22 protein-coding genes and 2 pseudogenes are annotated in these 23,022 nt (G+C 67.5%); 10 read left to right on the top strand and 14 right to left on the bottom strand.

Translation table 11 applies throughout. The annotated features are described in order from the left end of the window. Positions 1 to 74: 74 nt before the first annotated feature. Entirely contained in the window at positions 75 to 614 is a 540-nt protein-coding gene (locus ABH915_RS20610) for an NUDIX domain-containing protein (protein ID WP_370124815.1), read from the bottom strand. 58 nt (positions 615 to 672) lie between these two features. Further along, on the bottom strand, positions 673 to 1,152 hold the full coding sequence (locus ABH915_RS20605) for a MarR family winged helix-turn-helix transcriptional regulator (protein ID WP_018774065.1): 480 nt from the start codon (positions 1,150 to 1,152) through the stop codon (positions 673 to 675). A 124-nt stretch (positions 1,153 to 1,276) separates the two neighbouring features. Here ABH915_RS20605 and ABH915_RS20600 point away from each other — a divergent pair. Beyond that, positions 1,277 to 1,681, top strand: a pseudogene (locus ABH915_RS20600) (SDR family NAD(P)-dependent oxidoreductase); the annotation flags it as partial. Beyond that, positions 1,659 to 2,081: pseudogene (locus tag ABH915_RS20595) on the top strand (p-hydroxycinnamoyl-CoA synthetase); the annotation flags it as partial. The pseudogenes ABH915_RS20600 and ABH915_RS20595, both read left to right, overlap by 23 nt. A gap of 209 nt (positions 2,082 to 2,290) precedes the next feature. On the opposite strand, the gene ABH915_RS20590 reads toward ABH915_RS20595, so the two are convergent. The 5 genes from ABH915_RS20590 to ABH915_RS20570 all read right to left on the bottom strand — a co-directional run bounded on the left by ABH915_RS20590 (position 2,291) and on the right by ABH915_RS20570 (position 5,619). Beyond that, the gene (locus tag ABH915_RS20590) at positions 2,291 to 2,914 is read right to left on the bottom strand and encodes a LysE family transporter (protein WP_079550732.1); all 624 of its coding nucleotides are present in this window, start codon (positions 2,912 to 2,914) and stop codon (positions 2,291 to 2,293) included. A 50-nt stretch (positions 2,915 to 2,964) separates the two neighbouring features. After that, positions 2,965 to 3,516 carry a dihydrofolate reductase family protein gene (locus ABH915_RS20585; protein ID WP_370124812.1) on the bottom strand — a complete coding sequence of 184 codons (552 nt, stop codon included), beginning with the start codon at positions 3,514 to 3,516 and terminating at the stop codon, positions 2,965 to 2,967. A 170-nt stretch (positions 3,517 to 3,686) separates the two neighbouring features. Further along, entirely contained in the window at positions 3,687 to 4,139 is a 453-nt protein-coding gene (locus ABH915_RS20580; RefSeq protein WP_370124810.1) for a hypothetical protein, read from the bottom strand. A 129-nt stretch (positions 4,140 to 4,268) separates the two neighbouring features. After that, complete coding sequence (locus ABH915_RS20575) at positions 4,269 to 4,730, bottom strand: hypothetical protein (protein WP_370124808.1); 462 nt, start codon at positions 4,728 to 4,730, stop codon at positions 4,269 to 4,271. 73 nt (positions 4,731 to 4,803) lie between these two features. Beyond that, on the bottom strand, positions 4,804 to 5,619 hold the full coding sequence (locus tag ABH915_RS20570; protein WP_370124806.1) for a methyltransferase domain-containing protein: 816 nt from the start codon (positions 5,617 to 5,619) through the stop codon (positions 4,804 to 4,806). Positions 5,620 to 5,762: 143 nt separating this feature from the next. Between ABH915_RS20570 and ABH915_RS20565 the strand changes: the two genes are divergently transcribed. Beyond that, the gene (locus ABH915_RS20565; protein ID WP_370124804.1) at positions 5,763 to 7,136 is read left to right on the top strand and encodes an APC family permease; all 1,374 of its coding nucleotides are present in this window, start codon (positions 5,763 to 5,765) and stop codon (positions 7,134 to 7,136) included. A gap of 42 nt (positions 7,137 to 7,178) precedes the next feature. On the opposite strand, the gene ABH915_RS20560 is transcribed toward ABH915_RS20565, so the two are convergent. After that, positions 7,179 to 7,757, bottom strand: a complete 579-nt coding sequence (locus tag ABH915_RS20560) for a MarR family winged helix-turn-helix transcriptional regulator (protein ID WP_370124802.1) — start codon at positions 7,755 to 7,757, stop codon at positions 7,179 to 7,181. 230 nt (positions 7,758 to 7,987) lie between these two features. Here ABH915_RS20560 and ABH915_RS20555 point away from each other — a divergent pair, with 230 nt between their 5' ends. Beyond that, positions 7,988 to 10,210 (top strand): MMPL family transporter, encoded by a 2,223-nt coding sequence (locus tag ABH915_RS20555; RefSeq protein WP_370124800.1) that lies wholly within the window; start codon positions 7,988 to 7,990, stop codon positions 10,208 to 10,210. A 39-nt stretch (positions 10,211 to 10,249) separates the two neighbouring features. Here ABH915_RS20555 and ABH915_RS20550 read toward each other — a convergent pair whose 3' ends face one another. Next, positions 10,250 to 11,212 (bottom strand): NAD-dependent epimerase/dehydratase family protein, encoded by a 963-nt coding sequence (locus ABH915_RS20550; RefSeq protein ID WP_370124798.1) that lies wholly within the window; start codon positions 11,210 to 11,212, stop codon positions 10,250 to 10,252. 124 nt (positions 11,213 to 11,336) lie between these two features. Between ABH915_RS20550 and ABH915_RS20545 the strand changes: the two genes are divergently transcribed. From ABH915_RS20545 to ABH915_RS20520, 6 genes are all read left to right on the top strand, one after another. Then, the gene (locus ABH915_RS20545) at positions 11,337 to 12,134 is read left to right on the top strand and encodes a TetR/AcrR family transcriptional regulator (RefSeq protein WP_370124796.1); all 798 of its coding nucleotides are present in this window, start codon (positions 11,337 to 11,339) and stop codon (positions 12,132 to 12,134) included. Positions 12,135 to 12,225: 91 nt separating this feature from the next. Beyond that, on the top strand, positions 12,226 to 12,723 hold the full coding sequence (locus tag ABH915_RS20540) for a hypothetical protein (protein WP_370124794.1): 498 nt from the start codon (positions 12,226 to 12,228) through the stop codon (positions 12,721 to 12,723). A 339-nt stretch (positions 12,724 to 13,062) separates the two neighbouring features. Further along, positions 13,063 to 14,925 (top strand): molecular chaperone DnaK, encoded by a 1,863-nt coding sequence (dnaK, locus tag ABH915_RS20535; protein ID WP_018774082.1) that lies wholly within the window; start codon positions 13,063 to 13,065, stop codon positions 14,923 to 14,925. Between the two features lie 2 nt (positions 14,926 to 14,927). Beyond that, positions 14,928 to 15,605 (top strand): nucleotide exchange factor GrpE, encoded by a 678-nt coding sequence (locus tag ABH915_RS20530; protein ID WP_370124791.1) that lies wholly within the window; start codon positions 14,928 to 14,930, stop codon positions 15,603 to 15,605. Between the two features lie 314 nt (positions 15,606 to 15,919). Continuing rightward, positions 15,920 to 16,903, top strand: coding sequence for a DnaJ C-terminal domain-containing protein (locus tag ABH915_RS20525; protein ID WP_026538173.1), 984 nt, complete (start codon positions 15,920 to 15,922; stop codon positions 16,901 to 16,903). A gap of 15 nt (positions 16,904 to 16,918) precedes the next feature. After that, positions 16,919 to 17,341: a heat shock protein transcriptional repressor HspR gene (locus ABH915_RS20520; protein ID WP_018774085.1), complete on the top strand. Its 423-nt coding sequence runs from the start codon at positions 16,919 to 16,921 to the stop codon at positions 17,339 to 17,341. A gap of 87 nt (positions 17,342 to 17,428) precedes the next feature. Here ABH915_RS20520 and ABH915_RS20515 read toward each other — a convergent pair whose 3' ends face one another. The 5 genes from ABH915_RS20515 to ABH915_RS20495 all read right to left on the bottom strand — a co-directional run bounded on the left by ABH915_RS20515 (position 17,429) and on the right by ABH915_RS20495 (position 23,022). Further along, positions 17,429 to 18,754, bottom strand: a complete 1,326-nt coding sequence (locus ABH915_RS20515; protein WP_370124789.1) for an MFS transporter — start codon at positions 18,752 to 18,754, stop codon at positions 17,429 to 17,431. 90 nt (positions 18,755 to 18,844) lie between these two features. Continuing rightward, complete coding sequence (locus ABH915_RS20510; protein WP_370124787.1) at positions 18,845 to 19,585, bottom strand: FadR/GntR family transcriptional regulator; 741 nt, start codon at positions 19,583 to 19,585, stop codon at positions 18,845 to 18,847. Between the two features lie 81 nt (positions 19,586 to 19,666). Further along, positions 19,667 to 21,025, bottom strand: a complete 1,359-nt coding sequence (locus ABH915_RS20505; protein ID WP_370124785.1) for an NAD(P)H-dependent oxidoreductase — start codon at positions 21,023 to 21,025, stop codon at positions 19,667 to 19,669. Positions 21,026 to 21,235: 210 nt separating this feature from the next. Continuing rightward, a complete protein-coding gene (locus ABH915_RS20500) occupies positions 21,236 to 22,516 on the bottom strand; it encodes a hypothetical protein (protein ID WP_370124783.1) in 1,281 nt (426 codons plus the stop codon). Then, positions 22,513 to 23,022 (bottom strand): hypothetical protein, encoded by a 510-nt coding sequence (locus ABH915_RS20495; RefSeq protein WP_370124781.1) that lies wholly within the window; start codon positions 23,020 to 23,022, stop codon positions 22,513 to 22,515. Before ABH915_RS20495 ends, ABH915_RS20500 begins: the two co-directional genes overlap by 4 nt.

Raw genomic sequence — 23,022 nt, 5'->3', positions numbered from 1 at the left:
GCTAAGCATGAACGATCCGGGGCCGCTTGGCTAGCTGACCCCCGCGATGTATTACAAAAGGTGTCAATCGATTTTTAGCTATTGTCATGCCCAGGCTCGGGTGCGGCCGGGTCCAGCCCAAGGTGCCGGACCAGCGCGTCGAGGACGGGCAGCTGGCCCTTGACCAGCCTGGACCGGGCTGCGGGCCCGGCGGTCCATTCGGCGCGGTCGATCTCCGGGAAGCTGCTGACCGCACCGGATCCCCTCGGCCACTCCAGCTCGAAGGTGTTGCTCACGATGCGTTCGGGCTGAAAGTCCGCTTCGGCCGTGAAGACCGTGATGATCTTCCCGGAGGGCTGGCGGAAGTCGCCGAGCCGGTGGTACTCGGCGGCCGGTGCCGGCGTGCCGATTTCCTCCGCGAACTCGCGGTGCGCGGCCGCCAGCGGGTCCTCGTCGGCGGCGTATTCACCCTTGGGGATGGACCAGCCGCGGGCGTCCTTGCGGGCCCAGAACGGTCCGCCCATGTGGGCTATCCAGACCTCAAGCTGCGGTGTGCTGCCCGACTGGGGCGCCCCGACGGGCGGGGACGCGCTCCCCAGGCGGTAGAGCAGAATGCCGGCGCTCCGAACGGTCACGGTTCCTCCTTCTCCAATTCCCGCGGCCATTCCGCGGCCATGCCCCGCTGGCCCGGATTCAGGCCGCCGGTCCCCACAGTGCCTTGCGCAGCAGTCCTTTGAGGGCCGCGATTTCGGTGCCGTTAAGGCCGGCCAGCGCTGCGGCTTCCGCTTCCCGCGCCGCGGCCTCGGCCTGCCGGAAGACGGCTGCCCCTTCGGCGGTCGCCGAGACGATCTTGGCGCGACGATCCTGCTTCCCGGGCGCGCGGATCACCAGTCCGCGCTTCTCGAGCTCGTCAATCAGGGCGACGATCTGGCTGGGGTCCAGGCTGAGGAACTCCGCCATCTCCCGCTGGGTGGGCTCCAGCTCGCTGTTGGCCAGGGCCAGCACCGAATAGGAGCGCTCCTTGAGGCCAAAGTCGGCCAGCGCGCGGTTGTTCAGGACCGAGCCGGAGGCATGAAGTTTGGCCAGCAGGAAGCCCGCGTCCTGGCTGATGGTCGCCGCCACAAGCTTCTCGGTCGGCACGATGTCCAGCTGTTCGTCTGCTTCGGTCGGCATGCCCAACTCCAATAGTCCCAAAAATAAATCATTGACTTTTTCAACTATCCATATTTTCATGGATGCAGAACAGCATCCCATGCCGCACGGACGGATGCACACGGCAGCTAGCAAAGGAGCGGCAATGAGCCTGTCAGGAAAAGTAGCAATCGTCACCGGAAGCGGCCGGGGCCTCGGCCTGGCCTACGCCCGGGAACTGGCCCGGCAGGGCGCCGCCGTCGTCGTCAACGATGTGGACGCCGAGGTCGCCGCAGACGCCGTCCGGACGATTCAGTCCGACGGCGGCCGCGCATCCGCCGTCGTTGCCCCGGTGGGCAGCTCCGACGTCGCCAAGCAGCTCGTGCAGGCAGCCGTCACGGAGTTTGGTCGGCTGGACATTCTGGTCACCAACGCCGGCATCCTGCGGGACAAGAGCCTGCTGAAAATGACGGACGAGGACTTCGACGCCGTGATCAACGTCCACCTGCGCGGCACCTTCACCTGTGCACGGGAGGCCTTCGGCTACTTCAAGGAGCACGGCCTCCGCGGACTCCTACACAGGGGACGGCTGGTTCAAGTCCGGCGACATGGGCTACAAGGACCCGGACGGCTTCGTGTTCATCTCCGACCGGCTCAAGGACATGATCATTTCCGGCGGGGAGAATATCTACCCGGCCGAGGTGGAGCAGGCGATCGCCGAGCTCGACGCCGTCGGAAGCGTCGCGGTGATCGGTGTGCCGGACGAGAAGTGGGGCGAGGTGCCGCGCGCCGTGGTGCTGCTGCGGGAGGGGGTCCGGCTCACGGAAGAGCAGCTGCGCTCCCACCTGGAGGGCCGGCTGGCGCGGTACAAGATCCCCAAATCCGTCGTCTTCGTGGACGAGATGCCCCGGACCGCGAGCGGCAAGATCCGGAAAGCTGATCTGCGGAAGCTCACGTCCGGCCACGTCTGACGGGGAGGGGGAAGCCCCAGCCTGCAACATGGCCCAGCACGCGGCCCGGGGCGCGGCTGCGGTCCGGGGGCACTTTGGCGCGGACACGCCGCCAACAAAGGTGCCGGCGTCGAATATTGCCCGCAAAGTGCCCCCGGACGGACGGACGGACGGACGGACGCGGCCCGCTGACCGTTCCGCCGGTGCCGGGACGCCGGCGGCCGCGGCGCTTAGTGGATCGCGGCCAGCAGGACGCCGACGCCGACGAAGAGCCCGCCAAACGTCCGGTTCAGGACCTTTTGTCCACGGGCGTCGTGGGTGAAGCGCTGGAAGGACCTGGCCGCTGCCGCGAAGAAGAACCACATGACCAGGACGTCGATCACGATCACGGTGGCAGCCAGGACCACGTACTGCGGCAGCAGCGGCTGCTCCGGGCGGATGAACTGCGGCATGAAGGCCAGGAAGAAGACCACGGCTTTGGGGTTGAGCAGATTGACCCAGAGGCCACGGCGGAACATGGACAGGCCCGGCTCGTTGCGCAGGGCGGCGGCCTTCTCCTGGTCGAGGTCCGGCTTGTGCAGGAACTGCCGGATGCCCAGGTAAACCAGGTAGGCGGCGCCGGCGTAGCGGATCACGTTGAAGGCAACCGGTGAGCTCGCCACGAGCACGCCGACGCCGAGGGCCACGATCAGGATGTGCACCACGAGGGCGGCCTGCTGGCCCAGGATGCCCCAGAGGGACCGGCGGAATCCCGAGTTCAGGGAGTTGCTCATGGTGTTGATGGCGCCCGCGCCGGGAGTGAAGCTGATCAGGACGCCGGCGCCGGCCAGGGCGAGCCAAAGGGAAGGTTGCACGAGGTAAGTTTACGGTCCCGGCCGTGGCCGGCCCGGTTTGATGACGGGAGTCAGTCGCCGCGGAGGCCGTAGCTGAGAATCATGTTGCCTTTGCTGGTCTGCTGGGACCGCTGCAGCTCCAGCCGGGTGAGGGGATCGCCGTCGTTGAACAGCCGCCGCCCGCTGCCCGCGATTACGGGATGAACGATCAGCATCAAGGTGTCGAGCAGCCCGGCGAACAGCAATTGGTGGACCAAGGAAATGCTGCTGAAGATCCCTATTTCGCCGCCGTCGCTGTTTTTCAGGGCCGCGACGAAGTCCTCCAGCGGGCCCTCGATCAGGCGCGAATTTTGCCATTCCAGCTCCCCGGTCAGGGTCCGGGACGCGACAAATTTCGGCAGCGGATTGATGAATCCGGCGAAGTCGGCGTCGCTTTCGGCGTTGGGCCAGTATTCTGCCCATTGCTGGTAGCCCACCCGGCCGAGGAGTGCTGTGTCGATCCGGCCCATCATCTCGCCCATCCCGGCACCCAGTTCTTCGTCGAAGCTGTCGAATTGCCACTTGAACGGGTCTTCAACCACGCCGTCTACAGAGCAGAAAAGGCCGGCCGTCAATTTGCGCATGGGGTTCTCCTTGCCGTGGGTCTCCGGTGCAGATATCTAATGCACCCTATCCGCAGACCCGGCCGCAGGGAATGGCTGCCGGCAACGCGACGGCGAACGCCCCGGAGGCCGGCTGTGCCGCGAGAATACGGGTCTTGGGCGTGCCCGGGGCGCGCCCAAGACCCGCTGGGTTAGCCGTTGGACATGTAGCCATCCGTGGCGGTGTCGCCGGGGCCGCCATGGCCGCCGCCGGGTCCGCCCTGGCCTTCCTCGGTTGCGGTCACCGTGAAGTTGGCATCCAGCAGGACAGTGGCGCGCGTGCCGTCCGCCTTCGTGATGTGGGCTTCGTAGGTGGCGCCGTCGGCGTCGGTCTCCATCCGCTCGATCGTCGCATCCGGCTGGGCGGCCTTTACCGCGGCCTCAACCTTCGTGGCGGTGTCGCCGGTGAGGACCTCCTCCGTCTTTCCGTTGGCCTGGTGCGGGCCGCGCTGGCCCCCGGTGCCATAGCCGTCGGTGGCCTGGGCCGAGGACGAACTGCCGGTGGAATCGGCAGCCATCGCGGGGATGGCCGACGCGCCAATGGCGCCGCCGCCGATCACCGCAGCGAGCATGATGCCCGCGGTGGTCTTGTTGATCTTTGCCATGGTGAAACTCCTTTGCTGGGGCCCGGGCTTCCGGGCCGGCCGAGGTTTCGGCCTGTACCCAGCCTCAGGCGCGGAGTTATGGCTGCACTTTCGGCAGGCTGTGCCGGTGCTGTGACCGCTGGCCGCCGCTCACGCCCGGGCACACTTGCCCAGCCTCGAATGAGACCAGTGGAACATGGTCCTGGGAAGGTCATCGTGACTCGGATACTGGTCGAAGTAGGAGTGCGCGCGGGCAGACATATAACCCGTTTCGTCGATGGCGAAGTGGCCGATCAGCTGCACGCCCCGTTCTGCTGCTTTCGATTCCAATGCGTCTGCCTCATCCATGATTGGCTCCGAGAAGTCGTATTCGCTGAATCTCCCAGGGTGGGCGATCGCAAAGTACTTGGTGAATTCCGGATGCAGCGCTGCCAGGACAGCATCGTGGAAAGGCGTCAGGGAACCAGCAAAATCTTCGGCCATGACCTCGACTGTGTCCAACCGCATTTCCTCGTCCACGCACATCACCACCAGCTTTGGCATGAGCTTGCCGTCCTGGACGATAAACGGGCGGGCGAGAACCTGGAAGTCAAAACCTGCTTGGATGATCATGTTTTGACGCTATGACCCCCGCGCCCGGAGCTCTAGGGCCACGAGCGCTTATGTGGACAAACAGACCGGCCGCTCACGCCCGGGCGATGACCTCGCCGTTCGGAATCAGGAACCAGCCGTCGTCGGTGGAGCCCCACCGGTGCCAGCCCGCGGATATCCGGGCCAGGTCCGCCTCGCTGGCCAAGCCGTACTCGAGCGCCTGGTCGGCAAAGGACGAATGCAGCACCCGCTCACCCCACACCCGGGCCTGCCAGCGCCGCTCATGTCCGGTCGCGTAGAGCCAGTTGCTGCTGGACGGCGCCACGTCCGTGAACCCGGCGGCCTGCGCCCAGGACACGAGCCGGCGGCCGGCGTCGGGCTCGGCGCCGTTGCGGCGGGCGATCCGCTGGTAAAGCTCCATCCAGTCGTCGAGCTCTGGGATGGCCGGGTACCAGCTCATGCCGTGGAAGTCAGCGTCGCGCACCGCCACGATCCCGCCGGCCTTGGCCGCCCGACGCATCTCCCGCAGGGCCGCGACCGGGTCCGTGAGGTGCTGGAGGACCTGATGGGCGTGGACGACGTCGAAGGATTCGTCCGGGAAGTCGAGGTCGTAGATGTTGCCGACGGCAAAGCTGACATTGTCCACGCCGCGCTCGACGGCGAGGGCCGCGGCCTGGGCGGTGATGTCGGGGGAGCGGTCCAGGCCCGTGACCCTGCCCGGCGCCACGAGCTCCGCGAAGTCGCATGTGATGCTGCCCGGCCCGCAGCCGACGTCGAGGACGGACGTCCCGGGCGTGAGATGCGGGATCACGAACGCTGCCGAGTTTTCCGCCGTACGGGAGGCATGGGCACGGACCACCGACTCGTGATGGCCGTGCGTGTACACATCGTCAGGCTGCTGCGCACTCATAATGGAACGCTACCCTCCCGCGCCCGTAAAAGGGTGGACTCCTCAACTGCGGGTCAGCAGGCTCGCGCCGGCAGGCAGTTTTTTGCGGCTGGCCGTCAGTTTTGCAGCTTCCGGCGCCGGGGATTCTGCGGATGAATGGAGGGGTGGAGATCAACAACAGCAACAGCAACAGCAACAGCAACAGCAACAGCGACGCCGGCAAGGGACTGGGCCTGTTCCGGGCCACCGGAATCTATGTCGGGGCGATCCTCGGCTCGGGCGTCCTGGTGCTCCCCGCCATCGCAGCCAAGGAGGCCGGCCCGGCGTCGCTCCTGGCCTGGGCCGTCCTGCTGGTGTTCTGCATTCCGGTTGCCTTCAGCTTCGCCGAGATGAGCCGCCAGCAGCCCGACGCCGGGGGGATCGCCCACTTCGTCAAGCGTGCCTTTGGGCGCCGCGCCTCGGTGGTGGCCGGGTACCTCTTCTACTTTTCGATCCCCTTCGGCGCCCCGGCAACGGCAGTGATCGGCGGCAACTACATCGCCTACGCGGTCGGCGGCGGCCGGAACACCGCGGTCCTCGCGGCGGCAGTGATCCTGCTGGCCGCCTTCGCGAGCAACGCCGTCGGCATCAGGGTTTCCAGCCGCGTGCAGCTGGCGCTCATGGTGCTGCTGGTGGGACTGCTCGCCCTCGCCGTCGTGCTCGCGGCGCCCCACGCAAAAGCGGAGAATTTCCAGCCCTTCGCCCCGCACGGCTACTGGTCGGTCGGCGGCGCCGCGAGCCTGCTGTTCTTCTGCTTCGCCGGCTGGGAAGCCGTCTCCCACCTTGCCGGGGAGTTCCGGAATCCCGGGCGGGATCTCCGGCGGGCCACGTGGCTCACGCTGATTGTGGTGGGCGCGGTCTACATCGGCGTTGTGGCCGCCTCGGTGGCCGTCCTCGGCCCGGAGCTGCCCGCTACGGCGGTGCCCGTCGCGGCGTTGCTGGAGAAGGGGTTGGGCTCACTGGCGGCCCCGCTCACCGCGGTGGCCGCCGCCGTGTTGACATTCGGCCCCATCAACACCTTCGTGGCCGGAGCCAGCCGGCTCGGGGCGGCCCTGGCGTCCGACGGCGTGCTGCCGCCCGCCCTTGCCCGCGGCGCCGGGCGGGGACAGGTGCCCGCCGGAAGCCTGGCAACCCTGGCCGTCCTGACGCTGCTGTCCTTCGCCGCGGCCATCGCCGGACTCACCGACATGCAATTCCAGATCGGCGCCGCTTCGGCGTGTTTCACGGCCGTCACCGCGTTTGGGCTCGCTGCCGGCATCCGGCTGCTGCAGCCGCGCACGGCGGCCTGGTACGGCGTGATCCTGGCGGCCGGGGTCATGGTGGCGGTGCTGCTTTTCAGCGGCTGGGCGCTGGGGGTCCCGCTGGCGCTGGCAGCGGCCGCCGTCGGCGTCGGCAGGCGCTTTGGCCGGGCCCCGGAACCGGAGACGACGCCGGAGACGGCGCCTCCCGTACTGGCGGCGGTCCCCGGTGGCCGGCCGCAGGCTGCCGCCCACCCGTGACGCAACGCGCCGCCGCCCACCCGTGACGCAACGGGCCGCGAATCAGCCGGGGCGCTGCCCCGGCTCCTGCTCCGGCCCGGGCCCGCGGGCTGCTTCCTCACCGGCCCGGACGGTGGCATCGATCATGGAGTTCATGAACCGGGTGACGATCTCCAGTTCCTCCGGGGTGAAGTTCGCCATGGCTGCACCCATGTGGCGGGCCAGCGGGAGGAACATTGCGCCGCCGTCCCGGTAGGCCTTGGGGGTCATGCGCAGCTGTACCTGGCGGCGGTCCGCGCCCTCGCGCTCACGGACCACGTGGCCGGAACTGTAGAGCCGGTCGATCAGGGCCGTAGTGGCCGGGGAACTGAGGTTCAGCTCTTTCCTCAGCACCCCTGGAGTGACAATCTGGTCCCGCGCCGCGTGCCGCATGATGACGGCGAGGGCGTTGAGGTCCGTGCGGTGCATGTCGTTGCGGCCGCCGGCGGAGTCCACATAGCGGTTGGCTTCGAGGGTGAATTCCTGCAGGATCCGGACCAGGGGCGGCGGGCCGGCGGCTTCGGGCGGGACTGTGTTCTTGGGCGGGACCGCGTCTTTGGTTGGGCCTGCGTTATCGGATAGGCCCGGGGATTCGGCTGACACGGCAGACCTCCTTCGTCCCTTGATTCTGCCCCGGCGGTCTGACCGCGGCAGGTCGGCGCTGTCGACGGCGCCTTCGGGAGTCTACTGCAGGGTCTGCGGAGCGGGACGACGCCGGTTGTCCTCCCATTCTCCTCCGGTAGGGCGCGCCGCCGTCTTATCTCTATGATGGAGATAGTCTACTATGGAGTTTATCTCAGGTCCTACTCCGAAGCGCACCCTTGGAAGGAAACATGAAAACCACTTCGCCCGCTACGACGCGCGCCCCGCTCTGGCTGCGCTGGCTGGTTCCCGCAGTGCTCGTCCTGGCCTGGCTGGCGATCGCCGGCATCGGCGGCCCGACATTCGGCCGCCTGAGCGAGGTGTCATCCAACGACCAGGCATCATTCCTTCCCGCCGGTGCCGAGGCCACCGAAGCCGCGGACTGGCAGGCCAAGTTCAGGGATTCCACGGAGATCCCCGCCGTGATCGTGGTGGAAAGCGACTCCGCCTTCACCCCGGCCCAGCTCCGCGAGGCCGCGGCCCTCAAGGGCACGCTGGAGGCCCTGCAAGCCGGCAGTACGGTGATCGGACCCATCCCGTCCGAGGACGCCAAGGCGGTGCAGTTCGTCGTGCCCATCGATTCCTCGGCGGAAGTGAAGACGGTAGTTAAGGAGCTGCGCAACGAGGTCCAGGCGTCCGCGCCGGCAGGAATGCGGACTTTCGTGACCGGGCCGGCCGGGCTCACAGCGGATCTCGTGAGTGCCTTCGCCGGCATCGACGGCATCCTGCTGCTGGTGGCCCTCGGCGCCGTGTTCCTGATCCTGCTGATCGTCTACCGGTCGCTGCTGCTGCCCGTCATGGTGCTCTTCACTTCAGTGTTCGCGCTGTGCGCCGCGATCCTGCTGGTGTTCGGCATGGCCAAGGCCGGCTGGATCCAGCTGAACGGCCAAAGCCAGGGCATCTTGTCCATCCTGGTGATCGGCGCTGCCACCGACTACGCCCTGCTGTACGTGGCACGGTTCCGCGAGGCACTGACCCACACCACCGACCGGACGGCCGCCGCGCTCACCGCGTGGAAGGCCGCCTGGGAGCCGATCCTGGCCTCCGGCGCCACCGTGATCATCGCACTGCTCTGCCTGCTCTTCTCCGACCTCAACTCCAACAAGGCCCTCGGCCCGGTGGCGGCGGCGGGCATCCTTTGCGCGCTGTTCGCGGCACTGACCCTGCTGCCGGCCCTGATGGCGCTGCTGGGCCGGGCGGCGTTCTGGCCGTTCCGGCCCAAGCTGCTGCAGGAAACCCAGCGGGAACCGGAGCTGGTCACCGGGCTGGAGGGCCAGAACGGGCTGTGGCGGGCCACCGGATCGCTCGTTGCCCGCCGGCCGCGCACGGTCTGGGTCGCCTCCGTCCTGTTGCTCCTTGTGGCCGGTGCCGGCCTCCTGCAGCTCAAGGCCAACGGCGTCGCCCAGACTGACGTCATCCTCACCGCCTCCAACGCCGTGGACGGCCAAGAAGCCCTGGGCCGGCACTTCGACGCCGGGTCCGGCAGCCCCGCGGTGATCGTGGCCGACGAGGCAAAGGCCCAGAACGTGCTGGCGAAGGTCAAGGCCAGCGACGGCGTCGGGGACGCCTATCTGCTGGCCGACGGCGGTGCCCCGGTCATCACCGGCGCCCCGGGCGTGCCGGCTGCCCCGGCCGTCAGGGACGGGAAAGTCCTGATCAACGCGACACTGGACCACGCCGCCGACTCCACCGACGCCGAAAACGCAGTGCTATCGCTCCGCCAGGAACTGAAGAAGATCGACGGCGGGGTTTTGGTCGGCGGAGTGACAGCCACGGCCCTGGATACGAACACCACGGCCCAGCGTGACCTCGTCACCATCATCCCGGTGGTCCTGGGTGTCATCCTGGTCATCCTCATGCTGCTGCTGCGCTCGGTGCTCGCCCCGGTCCTGCTGGTCGCCTCCGTGGTCCTGTCCTATGCCGCGGCGATGGGCGTCTCCGCCTTCGTGTTCAACAACGTCTTCGGCTTCCCCGGAGCGGACGCAACAGTGCCCCTGTTCGGCTTCGTGTTCCTCGTGGCGCTCGGCGTCGACTACAACATCTTCCTGATGAGCCGGGTCCGGGAGGAATCCCTCAAGCACGGCACCCGGGCCGGCATCCTGCGCGGCCTCGGCGTGACGGGCGGGGTCATCACCTCTGCCGGGGTGGTCCTGGCGGCCACCTTTGCGGCCCTCGGCGTCATCCCGATCATGTTCCTGGTCCAGCTCGCCTTCATCGTCGCGTTCGGCGTCTTGCTGGACACGGTGCTGGTCCGCTCCCTGCTGGTGCCCGCGCTGGCCTACGACATCGGCCCGCGGCTTTGGTGGCCCGGCAAGCTCGGCCGGCCCGGGAGCGGAGCCGCGGCCCGCGACGGCGCCCGGTACTCTCTGTCTGCCGCAAATCCGGCAGAAAATGAGGAGGCAGGGGTCCGTTAGGCGGGACCGAACACCGCGGCCGCCGTCACTGTCCCCCAGTCACCGTCCACCGTCGCCCCACCAGGCGACGGTGGCGGCGGCCGCCTCATGCAGCGGGGTTGGTGTCAGCCCCAGGGCGGCCTGGCTCGCCGTGGAATCCATGACGAAGGGGTGCTCGAACTGGTACATGGTCTCGGCCAGCTCCCGCATATCCGGGGAAAAGAAGCCCATTGCCTTCACTGCCCACCCGGGTACGCCGGTGACCCGCGGTGCCCGGGCGCCGGCCGCCTTGGCGAATGCCCCCGCGATCTCGCGCTGGGTAAGCGCAGGTCCGGTGGGCGCATGCCACACCCGGTTCCACACCTCAGCCCTGCCTGCCGCGGCAATCATGGCGGCCGCGAGGTCCGGGACGTACGTGAAGGAATGCGGCTGGTCCGTCCGCCCGATCACCTGCATTGGCTTGCCGGCCGCGACGGGCCGGACCATGCGCTCGCCGGCGTGCGAGTTGCGGACCCGCGGGCCGAAGAAGTCGCCGGCCACCATGCTCACAGTAGCGGTGGGGGACGCCGCGCGGGCAGCGAGCAGCGCGGTCCGGACGCCGCGCTTGCCGCCCTGCGCCTGCCGGGGGCTGTCCTCGGTCATGATGTTTTCCGGCGTGCTGTAGGAGTACAGGCTTTCCGGAAAGACCACGACGGCGCCCGCCGCGCCCGCCGCAGCGAGCACGTTCAGCTCGGCGGCCGGCAGTTCCCTGGCCCACACTTCGGCGTTGTACCGCGAGCCGTGGATGCAGTGAAAAACGGCCGCGGCGCCCCGGAAGGCCTCGCCGAGCCGGGCGGGCTCGGAAACGTCGATGGACAGTCTTTCCACCAGCGGATGGGCGGGTCCGCTGCCGGACCTCGTCAGGAGGCGCACCCGGTGGCCCGCCGCAGCCAGCTGTTCCGCGACGGTCCAGCCCACCGGGCCGGCCCCTGTGACGACATAGAGCCTGGACGATTGGTGCCCGGAGGCTGCAGGTTGGGACATTCCGATCTCCTTTGAACTATCGAGAGCAGTGCTCTCCCATTCAGGATGCGACGCCGGGGCCCGGCAAGTCAAGAGCGGTGCTCACATTTGTTGACAGTGCTCTTGTATGTGGAATGCTGGACTCATGCCAGAGGACAGGACTGCGGGCGCGATAGACGCCGGCGTTGCAGCCAGCCAGGCCGGAGCGGCCGCCGCGGCTGTCCGGCCGCGCACCCCACGCGAGCGTGCCCGGGCCCAGACCGTCGCCGATATCGTCCGGCTGGGCCGGGAGCATCTGGCGCTGCACGGGGCCGCCGCGCTGTCCCTCCGTGCCGTGGCCCGTGATCTCGGCGTCGTCTCCTCGGCGGTGTACCGCTATGTGGAGAGCCGCGAGGAGCTGCTGACCCTTCTGCTGATTGATGCCTACAACGACCTCGGCGATGCGGTGGATGCTGCCGTCGGGGCGGTGCCCGAGGATGACTTCGGCGGGCGCTTCGCGGCGCTGGGGGGCGCGGTGCGGGGCTGGGCGCTGCGCGAGCCGTCCCGCTACGCCCTGCTCTTTGGCAGTCCGGTGCCGGGTTACCAGGCCCCGGCAGAGCGGACCACCGGCCCCGGGACGAGGGTGATAACGGCCCTCATTGGCATCCTCGACGGCGCCTTCCGGGCCGGGCGGCTGGCCGAGGCCGGCCGGCAGGGCCCTGCCGTGGCCGCCGGACTAGCCGGGGATCTGGCGAAGATCCGCGCCGAGTTCGGCCTGACGGTGCCGGATGACCTTCTGGCCCGCGGCGTGCTCGCCTGGACCGCACTCTTCGGCGCCGTCAGCTTCGAAGTTTTCGGCCAGTACGGCGCCGGCACATTCACTGCCCCGGAGGAGCTCTTCGGCCACCACCTCGCGGTGCTGGCCGACGTCGCGGGGCTGCCGGCGGCCGGTACTGCCCCGTAAGCGAGCATCCCCTGTTCCCCCGCCGTGGCGCTCGATAGACTGCCCCTGCGCCCGCTCGGGCGCGCCAGATGCGTCCAGGAAGGATCCATCCATGTCTGAAGAGAACAGGCCTGAAGAGAACAGGCCTGCTGAGAACACGCCTGAAGAGAACGTCGCCGGAAAAGCAGCGCCCCAGAACGTCGATGCCGGTCCCGCGGAACGTGAAGCAGAGGCCGCGGCGCCCGAGGGGCAGTATGTCGAGGGCGACTACGGCACCGCCGGCACGGCAGGCCAAGTCCCGCCCGCGGCCGTCGAAGGGGAGTACGCGGCGGGGGACTACGGCGAGGCCGGCGTGGCCGGAGCAGCCGTCGTCGGCGACGTGGAAGGCGACTATCCCGAGGGCGACTACGGCGAGGGCGGGGTCTCCGGTGAGCCCGCCGGCGTCTCCGGTGAGCCCGCCGGTGTCGCCGGTGAGTCGGCCGGCGTCGCCGAGGAAGGTGAATACCCCGAAGGCGACTATGGGAGCGCCGGTACGTCCCGTCCCGAGGGATCCGCCCGGCCGGCTACGGGAGAGCCTGCCGAGGGCGACGCCGCCCGGGACGACAACTAACGCCTAGGAAAACGGCGGGACCGGCCGGCGCGGGCGCCGGCTGGTCCCCGGCCCGGGTCTGCGCGCCGGCGCCCACTGTGCAGGTTCGCGCAGGGCGAAACGCTGCCCGGGAGGCGCCAGAAGGGCTGGAATCCGGGGGATTTAGCCGGCGATGAGTTGCCGCGGCCCGGGCGGGAAAACAAAGTTGAGTCAATGTCGCTCAACTTTGAATTGACTTATGTCCGCCTCTGGGTAAAGTTGAGTGTAGATCGCTCAATAACGGTCGGACCGGCTGTGGTGAGAGCCACTGCGGGTCCGCGGCCATCTCCGCAAGATTCCAAGGAAGTAAGGAAGCAATCCATGTCACGTGCAGTAGGTATCGACCTCGGAACCACTAACTCCGTCGTCTCCGTTCTCGAAGGTGGCGAGCCCACCGTCATTGCCAACGCCGAGGGTGGCCGCACCACGCCGTCGGTTGTTGCCTTCTCCAAGTCCGGCGAGGTCCTGGTAGGCGAGATCGCCAAGCGCCAGGCCGTCAACAACATTGACCGCACCATCGCGTCCGTCAAGCGCCACATGGGCACTGACTGGACCGTCGCCATTGACGACAAGAAGTACACGGCGCAGGAAATTTCCGCCCGTATCCTCATGAAGCTCAAGAACGACGCCGAGTCCTACCTCGGTGAAAAGGTCACCGACGCCGTCGTCACCGTGCCGGCCTACTTCAACGACGCCCAGCGCCAGGCCACCAAGGAAGCCGGCGAAATCGCCGGCCTGAACGTCCTGCGCATCGTCAACGAGCCCACCGCGGCCGCCCTGGCCTACGGCCTGGACAAGGGCAAGGAAGACGAACTCATCCTGGTCTTCGACCTCGGTGGCGGAACCTTCGACGTCTCCCTCCTCGAGGTCGGCAAGGATGAGGACAACTTCTCCACCATCCAGGTCCGCGCCACCGCCGGTGACAACCACCTCGGCGGCGACGACTGGGACCAGCGCGTCGTGGAATACCTGCTGAACCAGCTCAAGGTCAAGGGCATCGACCTCACGAAGGACAAGATTGCCCTGCAGCGTCTCCGCGAAGCCGCGGAGCAGGCCAAGAAGGAACTCTCCTCCTCCTCCAGCACCAACGTCTCCCTCCAGTACCTGTCCGTCACCCCCGACGGCCCGGTCCACCTGGACGAGCAGCTGACCCGCGCCAAGTTCCAGGACCTCACCAAGGACCTGCTGGACCGCACCAAGAAGCCCTTCCAGGACGTCATCAAGGAAGCCGGCATCAAGCTCTCCGAGATCGACCACATCGTGCTCGTCGGCGGCTCCACCCGCATGCCGGCCGTCTACGACCTCGTGAAGGAACTGGCCGGCGGCAAGGAGCCCAATAAGGGCGTCAACCCCGATGAGGTCGTCGCCGTCGGCGCAGCCCTGCAGGCCGGTGTCCTCAAGGGCGAGCGCAAGGACGTGCTGCTGATCGACGTCACCCCGTTGTCCCTTGGCATCGAAACCAAGGGCGGCATCATGACGCACCTGATCGAGCGCAACACCGCCATCCCCACCAAGCGGAGCGAGACCTTCACCACCGCGGATGACAACCAGCCGTCCGTGGCCATCCAGGTCTTCCAGGGCGAGCGTGAGTTCACCCGCGACAACAAGCCGCTGGGCACGTTCGAGCTGACCGGCATCGCGCCGGCCCCCCGCGGCGTTCCGCAGGTCGAGGTCACCTTCGACATCGACGCCAACGGCATCGTGCACGTTTCGGCGAAGGACAAGGGCACCGGCAAGGAACAGTCCATGACCATCACCGGCGGCACCGCGCTGTCCAAGGAAGACATCGACCGCATGGTCCGCGACGCCGAAGAGCACGCAGCCGAGGACAAGGCCCGCCGCGAGGCAACCGACACCCGCAACACGGCCGAGCAGCTCGCCTACTCCGTGGACAAGCTGATCGCTGACAACGCCGACAAGCTGCCCGAAGAGGTCAAGACCGAGGTCAAGGCCGACGTCGACGCCCTCAAGAAGGCCCTCGAAGGCACCGATGACGCCGCCGTGAAGACCGCGTTCGAGAAGCTGCAGGCTTCCCAGACCAAGCTCGGCGAAGCCATCTACGCCCAGGCCGGTTCCCCCGACGGCCACGCCGGTGCTCAGGGTGCCCCCGCAGGCGAGCCGGCAGCCGGCTCCGACGAGGACATCGTCGACGCCGAAATCGTTGACGAAGACGAGAAGAAGTAATCATGCCGCACCACGGTAACGAAGAAGAGCACGGTTCTTCCGGGAACCCGAGCCGCGGGAACGAGCAAGAGAACGACCCGCAGAAGCCGGTGATCCACGACAACCGGAAGGTTGATCCGAAGACCGGCCAGGCCCGCCACCCTGACCAGGAGCGCGCTGCCGCCGCGGCGGACTCCGGCTCCGGGGATGCCCTGTCCCAGGCGGAGGACATCCTCAACAGTGTTGAGGTGCCCGCCGCGGAATCTGTAGCCCAGGGCGCTCCCGCCGCCGAGGCGGAGGAGCTCAGGAATGACCTCCGCCGCCTGCAGGCCGAGTACGTCAACTACCGAAAGCGGGTCGAGCGCGACCGGGCCGTGGCGGGCGAGATGGCCGTCATCGGCGTCCTGAACGCACTGCTGCCGGTACTGGACGACGTCGACGCCGCCCGCCAGCACGGTGACCTCGCGGACGGCCCTTTCGCCGCGATCGCCGCCAAGCTGGAGGCTGCGCTGAAGACGTACGGACTGGTCCGCATCGACGAGACCGGCGTGGAGTTCGATCCGACCATCCACGAGGCCCTCATCCAGCAGCCGGGCACGGACATCGAAATCGACACCGTCAGCCAGGTGCTCCGCTCGGGCTACAAGTCCGGCGACCGCGTCCTCCGCGCGGCCCAGGTGATCGTGGCGGTACCGGCGTAGTTTCACCTCCACGCCTTCGCGGATGAGGGGGCCCCGCCCCTACGCGTGGTGGCAAAGTCCTTACGGACTTTGCCACCACGCTCCGGCAGGCCCGAAGCCACTCCCGGGCCCCCTCATCCGCTCCGGCGTTCAGCGTTCGTGTCACCTAAGGTGAGATGATCACAAGCTCGGAGCGATGCATGGGCCCCGGGAGTGGCATCGGGCCTGTCGAAGCCGGGTGGCTTGGGATCGTAGATCCCAAGCCACCCGGCGAAGGGGCGGGGGCCCATGCATCGCGGAGAGTTCGGTAAGAACAGAATTGAAAGGAAACGCCATTGGCTAGCCAGGACTGGGTGGACAAGGACTTCTATAAGATCCTTGGTGTTGCCAAGGACGCTTCCGACGCCGACATCAAGAAGGCCTACCGCAAACTTGCCCGGCAGCACCACCCGGACACCAACGCGGGGAATGTCGCCTCGGAGAAGAAGTTCAAGGACATCTCTGAGGCCTATTCCGTGCTCTCGGACCCCGATGAGCGCCAGCAGTACGACGCCATCCGGGCCATGGGCGGCGGCGCACGCTTTGCCCCCGGCGGAAGCGGCGGAGCTGCCGGCGGAGCAGGCTTCGAGGACCTCTTCGGCGGACTCTTTACCGGCGGCGGGGGCCGCCATTCCGGCGGCTACAGCACGGCCGGCGGCATTCCGCCCGAGTTCGCTGATCTCTTCGGAGGCGGCGGATTCGGTGGTGGTGGCCAGTCCTTCCAGCGGGCTCCGCAGAAGGGGGCCGACCGGACCGCGTCCACCTCGATCTCATTCGCCGGGTCAATCCGCGGCACCACGATCGGCCTGCGCGAACCGGACGGCGAGGTCATCGACGTCCGTATCCCGGCCGGCATCAAGGACGGACAGAAGGTCCGCGTCCGCGGCAAGGGCCAGCACGCTCCCGCCGGCAACGGCGACCTCATGGTCACCGTCTCGGTGAAGCCGCACGAGTTCTACATCCGCGACGGCGACAACCTCCGGATCCATGTTCCGGTCTCCTTCCCCGAGGCGGCACTGGGCGCGGACATCGAGGTTCCGACGATCGACGGTGACAAGGTCAAGGTCAGGGTCCCCGCGGGAACGCCCTCGGGCAGGACGCTGCGCGTCAAGGGCCGCGGCGTCAAACACGCCAAAGCCACCGGCGATCTGCTGGTGACAATCGACGTCGCTGTTCCGCGGAAGCTGAACAAGGAAGCGGAGGAGGCCGTGAAGGCCTTCGCCGCGGCCACCGCCAATGAGGACGTCCGCGCGGGCCTGGCAGCCAAGGCCCGGCTCTAGGAACGGGATCCAGCCATGGCCATCGACTTCGACCAGCCGATCTTCGTCATCTCCGTTGCCGCGGAACTGGCGGACATGCACCCGCAGACACTGCGCCAGTACGACCGGCTGGGCATCGTCTCGCCCAGCCGTGCCCCGGGCAAGTCGAGGCGTTACTCGCAGCGGGATGTGAACATGCTCCGCGAAGTCCAGCGGCTCTCCCAGGAGGGGGTCTCGCTGGAGGGCATCAAGCGTATCCTGCAGCTGGAGAACCAGGTGGCCGCCCTGCAGCGCCGGGTCAGCGAACTGACTGAAGAACTGGGCCGGCGTCGCCAGGGGGCCGATTCGCGGATCTTCGCCGCAGGAACTGCCGGCGACGTCGTCAGCCTGGCCCGCGGCAAGCGTCCGCAGGCGCGGTCGCAGGCGCTGGTGGTGTGGCGGCCGCGGGGCATGGACTAAAACTCATCGGCTGGGACATACAGCTGTGCCCGGGACCTGGGGGTCCCGGGCACAGCTGTTGTTGCGTCCGGCGGTGCTGCCGTGGGCCTACTTGCTGGCGGCGATGAGCTGGTCGACGTCGGCGCGTTCGCGCTTTCCCCAGGTTTCCCTGGTGAGCAAGGCGGCGATGAGCCCGATGGCTCCGCAGGCCATGTAGACGATTGCCACGCCGCTCCAGCCCCAGGCCGCGGCTGTGGCTGCTGCGATGAGAGGGATGAAGCCGGAGATTGCGGCCGAGAACTGATAGCCGATGGATGCTCCGGAGGTCCGGGTGTTGGCGGGGAACAGCTCGGAGAACCAGGCGCCCTGGGCGCCGGCGAGCATGTCGTGCAGGATCGGCAACCCGATGATATATACGAGGATCACCATGAACGGGACGCCGGTGTTGACCATGAGGAACATCGGGAAGCCGAAGAGGATAATGCCGGCGGTGCCGACGATGTAGAGGCTGCGGCGTCCGATCCTGTCCGTGAGCCGGCCCCAGAGGATTGTGGTCACCACGCCCAATGCTGCGGCGAGCACCAGGCCGGTCAGGCCCGTCTGGCGGTCGACCAGCTTGTTGGCGACGATGTAGGAGAGCAGGTATGTGACGATCACATAGAAGCCGCCGGATTCTGCCAGCCGAAGACCGATGACCCGCAGAATGGTGCGCCAATCATTCTTGATGACGGTCAGGAGCGGATTCTTGACGAGTTCGCCTTTGGCTTTCGTTTCCTCGAACTCCGGGGATTCGCTGACCTTCATTCGGATGATGATGCCGGCAATGATCAGGACGGAACTGGCGAGGAACGGCACGCGCCAGGACCATTCGTTGTTCCAGCCGGTGGTGGCAAGGAAGACGAGGTTGGCCAGCAACAGACCAAGCGGGACACCAGCCTGCGGGATGCCGGTGTAGCGGCCGCGCTGGCGCCACGGAGCGTGCTCGAAGGTCATCATGATGGCGCCGCCCCATTCGGCGCCGAAGGCCAGGCCCTGGATGATGCGGATCGCGACGAGCAGGATCGGGGCCAAGACACCGACCTGCTGATAGGTGGGCAGGACGCCGATCAGGAAGGTCGCGACGCCCATGACCAGCAATGCGCCGACAAGGACCGGTTTGCGGCCGTACTTGTCGCCGAGGAAGCCGCCGATCAGTCCGCCCAGCGGCCGCATGGCAAAGCCCACGGCAAGAGTGGCGAACGCCAGCAGGGTGGCGGCGACGGGGTCCTGGCCCGGAAAGAATGCGGTGCCGAAATAGAGCGCGGCGGCCGTGCCGTAGGCGAGGAAGTCGTAATTTTCGATCGTCGTGCCGACGGCACTTCCGATCGCGACCTTGAGCTTGTCCGGTGAACCGTGTTCAGCCTGGCGGGTCTGTGTTTGCGTGAGCGTGCTCATCAGCGTCCCTATCTCCTTCGATATGGGGAGGGGGTTTTCCCCTGTCCCGGGTGCCGGGGGCCCTGCACCGGGCGACGCCGTCAGCGGGCGTCAGCGCGGGTTGTTCGGTCCCTCGACGTTTCCAATGTTGTAAAAGCTGCGGATGTGATCCCCCACAGCGCGCCTGGACTCATTCGCGTCCCCCTGCCGGATGGCATCGAGGATGTGGCGGTGTTCGCTGCGAACGACTGTGGCGGTTTTCTTCCAGTCCTCCAACCGCGCATAGGCCTCGATCATCTGGCGGTTGATCGCGGTCCGAAGCGAGCCCATCAAGTGGGAGGAAAGCGTGTTGCCTGTTGATTCTGCGATCCGGACGTGGAATGCGGCGTCCAGCCGGTTGAACTCTGCGGTTGAAATGTCGGGGTTATCCATCGCATCCAGGATCAGTTCCAGTTCGTGGTGGTCCTGCTCGCTGGCCCGCGCTGCGGCTTCCTCACAGCACCAGGTTTCCAGTGCGACCCGGGTTTCAAGAACCTCTTTCTGGTCGAATTGACCCAGTGCGAGCTGGAGCTTGAGCAGGTTGACGAATCCGGATCCCGGCTCGCCCACCAACACCGCCCCGCCTTCGGCCCCGCCGCCGGGACGGATATCCACGATGCCCAGGGCCTCCAAGACCCTGAGTGATTCCCGGAGCGACGGCCGGGAAACTCCCAGAAGTGCCGAGAGGTCCCGTTCGCTGGGCAGCTTGTCCCCTGCCTTCAGCCTGCCGTCCAGGATCCTGTCCTCGATCTGGGACATCACCTGTTCGTAGGTCCGGACCCTTTGGACCGGTTCCCATGCTTCTGCACTCATGTTCGACCACCTCGTTGATTGCCATGCCGCCGGCCGACCGCCGGCGGCATTTCCATCGTAGTCTCGGCCTGAAGGTCTGACCTATGCGGGCATGAGCATCTCGGTCCGGAATTCCGTCTCCAGCTGCCGCCTGATCTGGACCGCAAGGAGGGTTTCGTCGGCGTCGACGTCGTCCCAGGAGACGGTTCCGTCCTTGGGAACGTCACGCTTGAGTTTCATCCCGTGCGCGAGGCCCAGCGGCAGGGCGTTGCGCTCCAGCGAGATCCGGGCCGGAGCCAGCTTGCCGAACGCGGTGTAGCCGCCTTCGCCATCCAGGATTTCCCCTGCCTTGAGGTCCTTCTTTGCCGTCGTCATGACGTCGCCGCGGAAGCCGGTGGGCGAGCCAGTGGCTTCCCCGCGCAACACGGCCGAGGCGATACTGACGCCCAGCTCGAGGCCGATCATGTGGTACGGCCGGTACAGCGACCCGTAACGCCCGGTGGGGTCGGTCTTGACGCCGTACTCGGCGAAGCACTGGACTGCGTAGTCGGTCTTGGCCTCGAAGGTGACATAAACGCCCCAGCGCAGGTCGTGCTCCACCTCGGTGCCGTCCCGGTTCAGGCTGGAGGCGATCTCCACGGTGCCGCGCCGGGTCAGGATCCCGCCGACGGATTTCTCGCGGTACACGTTCGGGAGGTCGTCCACGCCGGCCGGAGGGAAGAAGAGCCCCTCGTCCTGCGGGGTGAGGCCCGTGCCGTTGGCCACTGCTGCCATTTCGATCGCCGACTTAGTGCCGTCCAAAAAGGAGTTGAACATCTTGGGGTTGAAGTCACCGGATGCAAGCTGCTCGTCACTGAAGCCGTAGTAGTTCCATACGGTGTCCGGCGTGGAGTAGTTGTACTCCGGGAGGTACTTGGTGCCCTTGCCGGCGGCGACGATGTCGAATCCGACCGTGCGGCACCAGTCGACCATTTCGCAGATCAAGGCGGGCTGGTCGCCGTAGGCCATGGAGTAGACCACACCGGCGGCTTCGGCGCGGCGCTGGAGGATCGGGCCCACCATGCAGTCGGCCTCGACGTTGACCATGATGATGTGCTTGCCGTTGTCGATACTTTGCACGGCATGGGCAGTGCCGACGATCGGGTTTCCGGTCACCTCGAGGATAACCTCAACCTCCGGGAGCCTGATGAGGTCGGCGGAGCTTTCCGTGACGAAGGTGGTGCCGTTGCGCAGGGCTTCGGCGAAGTTCTTGGCGGCGTAGCGCTCTGCCGGCCAGCCCGTGCGCTGGAGTGCGCCCCTGGCCTTGGGAATGTCGATGTCCGCGACGCCGACAACGTGGATCCCCTCGGTGTTCAGCGCCTGCGTCAGGAACATCGAGGCGAACTTTCCGGCGCCAATGACGCCGACCCTGATGGGCCCCTGCGTGGCGGTTCGCTTCTGCATGAGCGAGTAGAGATTCATGTGGCTACTTCCTCGTAGTATCGCTGGGAGTCATTCGGTCTGTTGGTCAGACCATCTGGTGTTGTAACCATGACACGGTCGCGGGGAATGTGTCAACCATCACGTTCTTCGGTACGGGGTTCGGGCCCGAACCGCGAGGCACCGAAGGATGACTGCGGACTTAAACACAAAAGAGGGCCCGGGACCTGGGGTCCCGGGCCCTCCTGTGCGTTAGAAGCGTGATGTGGTGGGGCTGGTGAATGAGGTTAAGGCGAGGGAATTTCCGGCGATGTCCTTGATCCCGTCCGGCGGCGTGTAGGACGGGGCCGCCGCGACCTGTTCCGCTCCGTTGGGTGTGCCCGTGGCCAGGGCTCCGAGCGTGATGGTGAGCTTTTTGGTGCTCGCATCCCAACTGACTGTGGAGGCGTTCGATCCGTTGCCTTTGTACGTTGCCGTCCCCGTCGCCGGTCCGTAGGCGGTGCCAGCCCCCAGCCCGACGGTGCCGATTCTCGACGTCGCGCAGGCCGAGCTATTCACGGCGACCGTCAGGACGTTGCGGGAGCTGATGGTGACCGTCACGTCGTTGTTCCCCTTCAGGGTGCCGCTGGCGCCGGCAGCCCAGTCGCTGCAGATTGTTGAGGCGTCCAGGGCTTCCGAGAAGGTGATGGTGGCCGTGTCTTTGGGCTCCATCATGCCGTCATCTTTTCCGGGGCCCGCGCTGTCAGCCAGCGCTACCGCTGTCACCGTGGGGGCGGTGACGTCCTTGGTCGAGGTCGCTATGCCCGGCACCGTGCCCGGGTTGCCCGCGGTGTCGGTGGCGACCGCGCGGTAGGTTATCGTTCCGGCATTCAGGGACGACAAGTTGACGGCGACGCTCCAGCCTCCCAAGGCATTTGCGGTCGCGGTCGCGGGGACCGTGTGCGCGGCGCCGGCGTCCGTGATGGTCAGGGCAATGGATGCCCCGGGCTCGGTGGTGCCGCTGACCGGGACCGCAGTGACGTTGCCCGCGTTGACGAAGGGAGGGACGCTGATCCCAGGGGCGGCCGGCGGCGTGGTGTCCACGGCGGCTCCGGCGCTCCGGGCGCTCTCAGATCCTGTCCACTGCGCGAGCACCGGGGTGACCGTGTAGTACCAGGTGCCGGTCGGGACACCTTGGTCGGTGCAGCCCAGCCCGGCGGCAACCGTCCCCGCGCAGCTTCCCCCGGCGGGGATCTTCGTGCCCCCGGCGGCGGAGGCATAGCGCGCCACCGTGTAACCGCTGACCGGGCGGCCGGCGAGTGTGGCGCTGGCGTTCCATGCCAGCGTGACATTGCCCGCGGACACCGACGTCGACGGCGTTGCGCCGGCAGCCACGGCGTCTGCGGCGGCCGCCGCGCTGCCCCCATTGGAGGAAGCAGTCCAGAAGGCGTTGGCTCCCGGACCGGCCCATGAGAGGAGGGCGGCGCCGGCAACGATGACGGCAACGCGGCTCCGGATGCGGACGCCGGCCTGGCGGTTGTTGCGGTGACTCATCGTCGTGCCTCCACAGTCACGGGAACCCTGAAGGTCGCGCCCTGGCAGGCGGACTGGGACTGGATAGACATGCTTGCCGCGCCGGGCAGGGTCACCAGCAGGGAAGAGTTCGGCGGAATGGTGACGGCTGGTGCCAGCGGGGCAGCGGGGGCCGTGAAGGAAACCCCGGTGGTGGCGCATCCGGCATGGGCGGCATCGGCCGTGACCGGCCCGGCGGAGACCACCGCGTGGATCCTGACCGCGAACGCGTTGGGGTTGCTGGTCCGGAGGATCACGTCCGCCGTGCCGCCCGGGACCAGGCTGGTCCGGTTCGAGTCGCCCGCTACAAACGCATCGACAGTGACAGCATTCATCGTTGCGGCGGCTGCGGCGCCGGAACCTGCGCCGGCGGTGGCCCAATAGGCGTAGGCCGTGCCCCCGCCGGCCAGCAGGCAGAGCGCGGCGGCAGCGGCGGAGGCGGTTCCGGCAACTTTGGTGCCGCGCAGCATGGAGCGTGTGGAGTGCAT

It is taken from the genome of Arthrobacter sp. MW3 TE3886, from assembly GCF_041262145.1.
Classification (GTDB): Bacteria; Actinomycetota; Actinomycetes; order Actinomycetales; family Micrococcaceae; genus Arthrobacter.
Note: the sequence above shows the minus strand (reverse complement) of the source record. Positions and strands in the feature narration are given on the sequence as shown.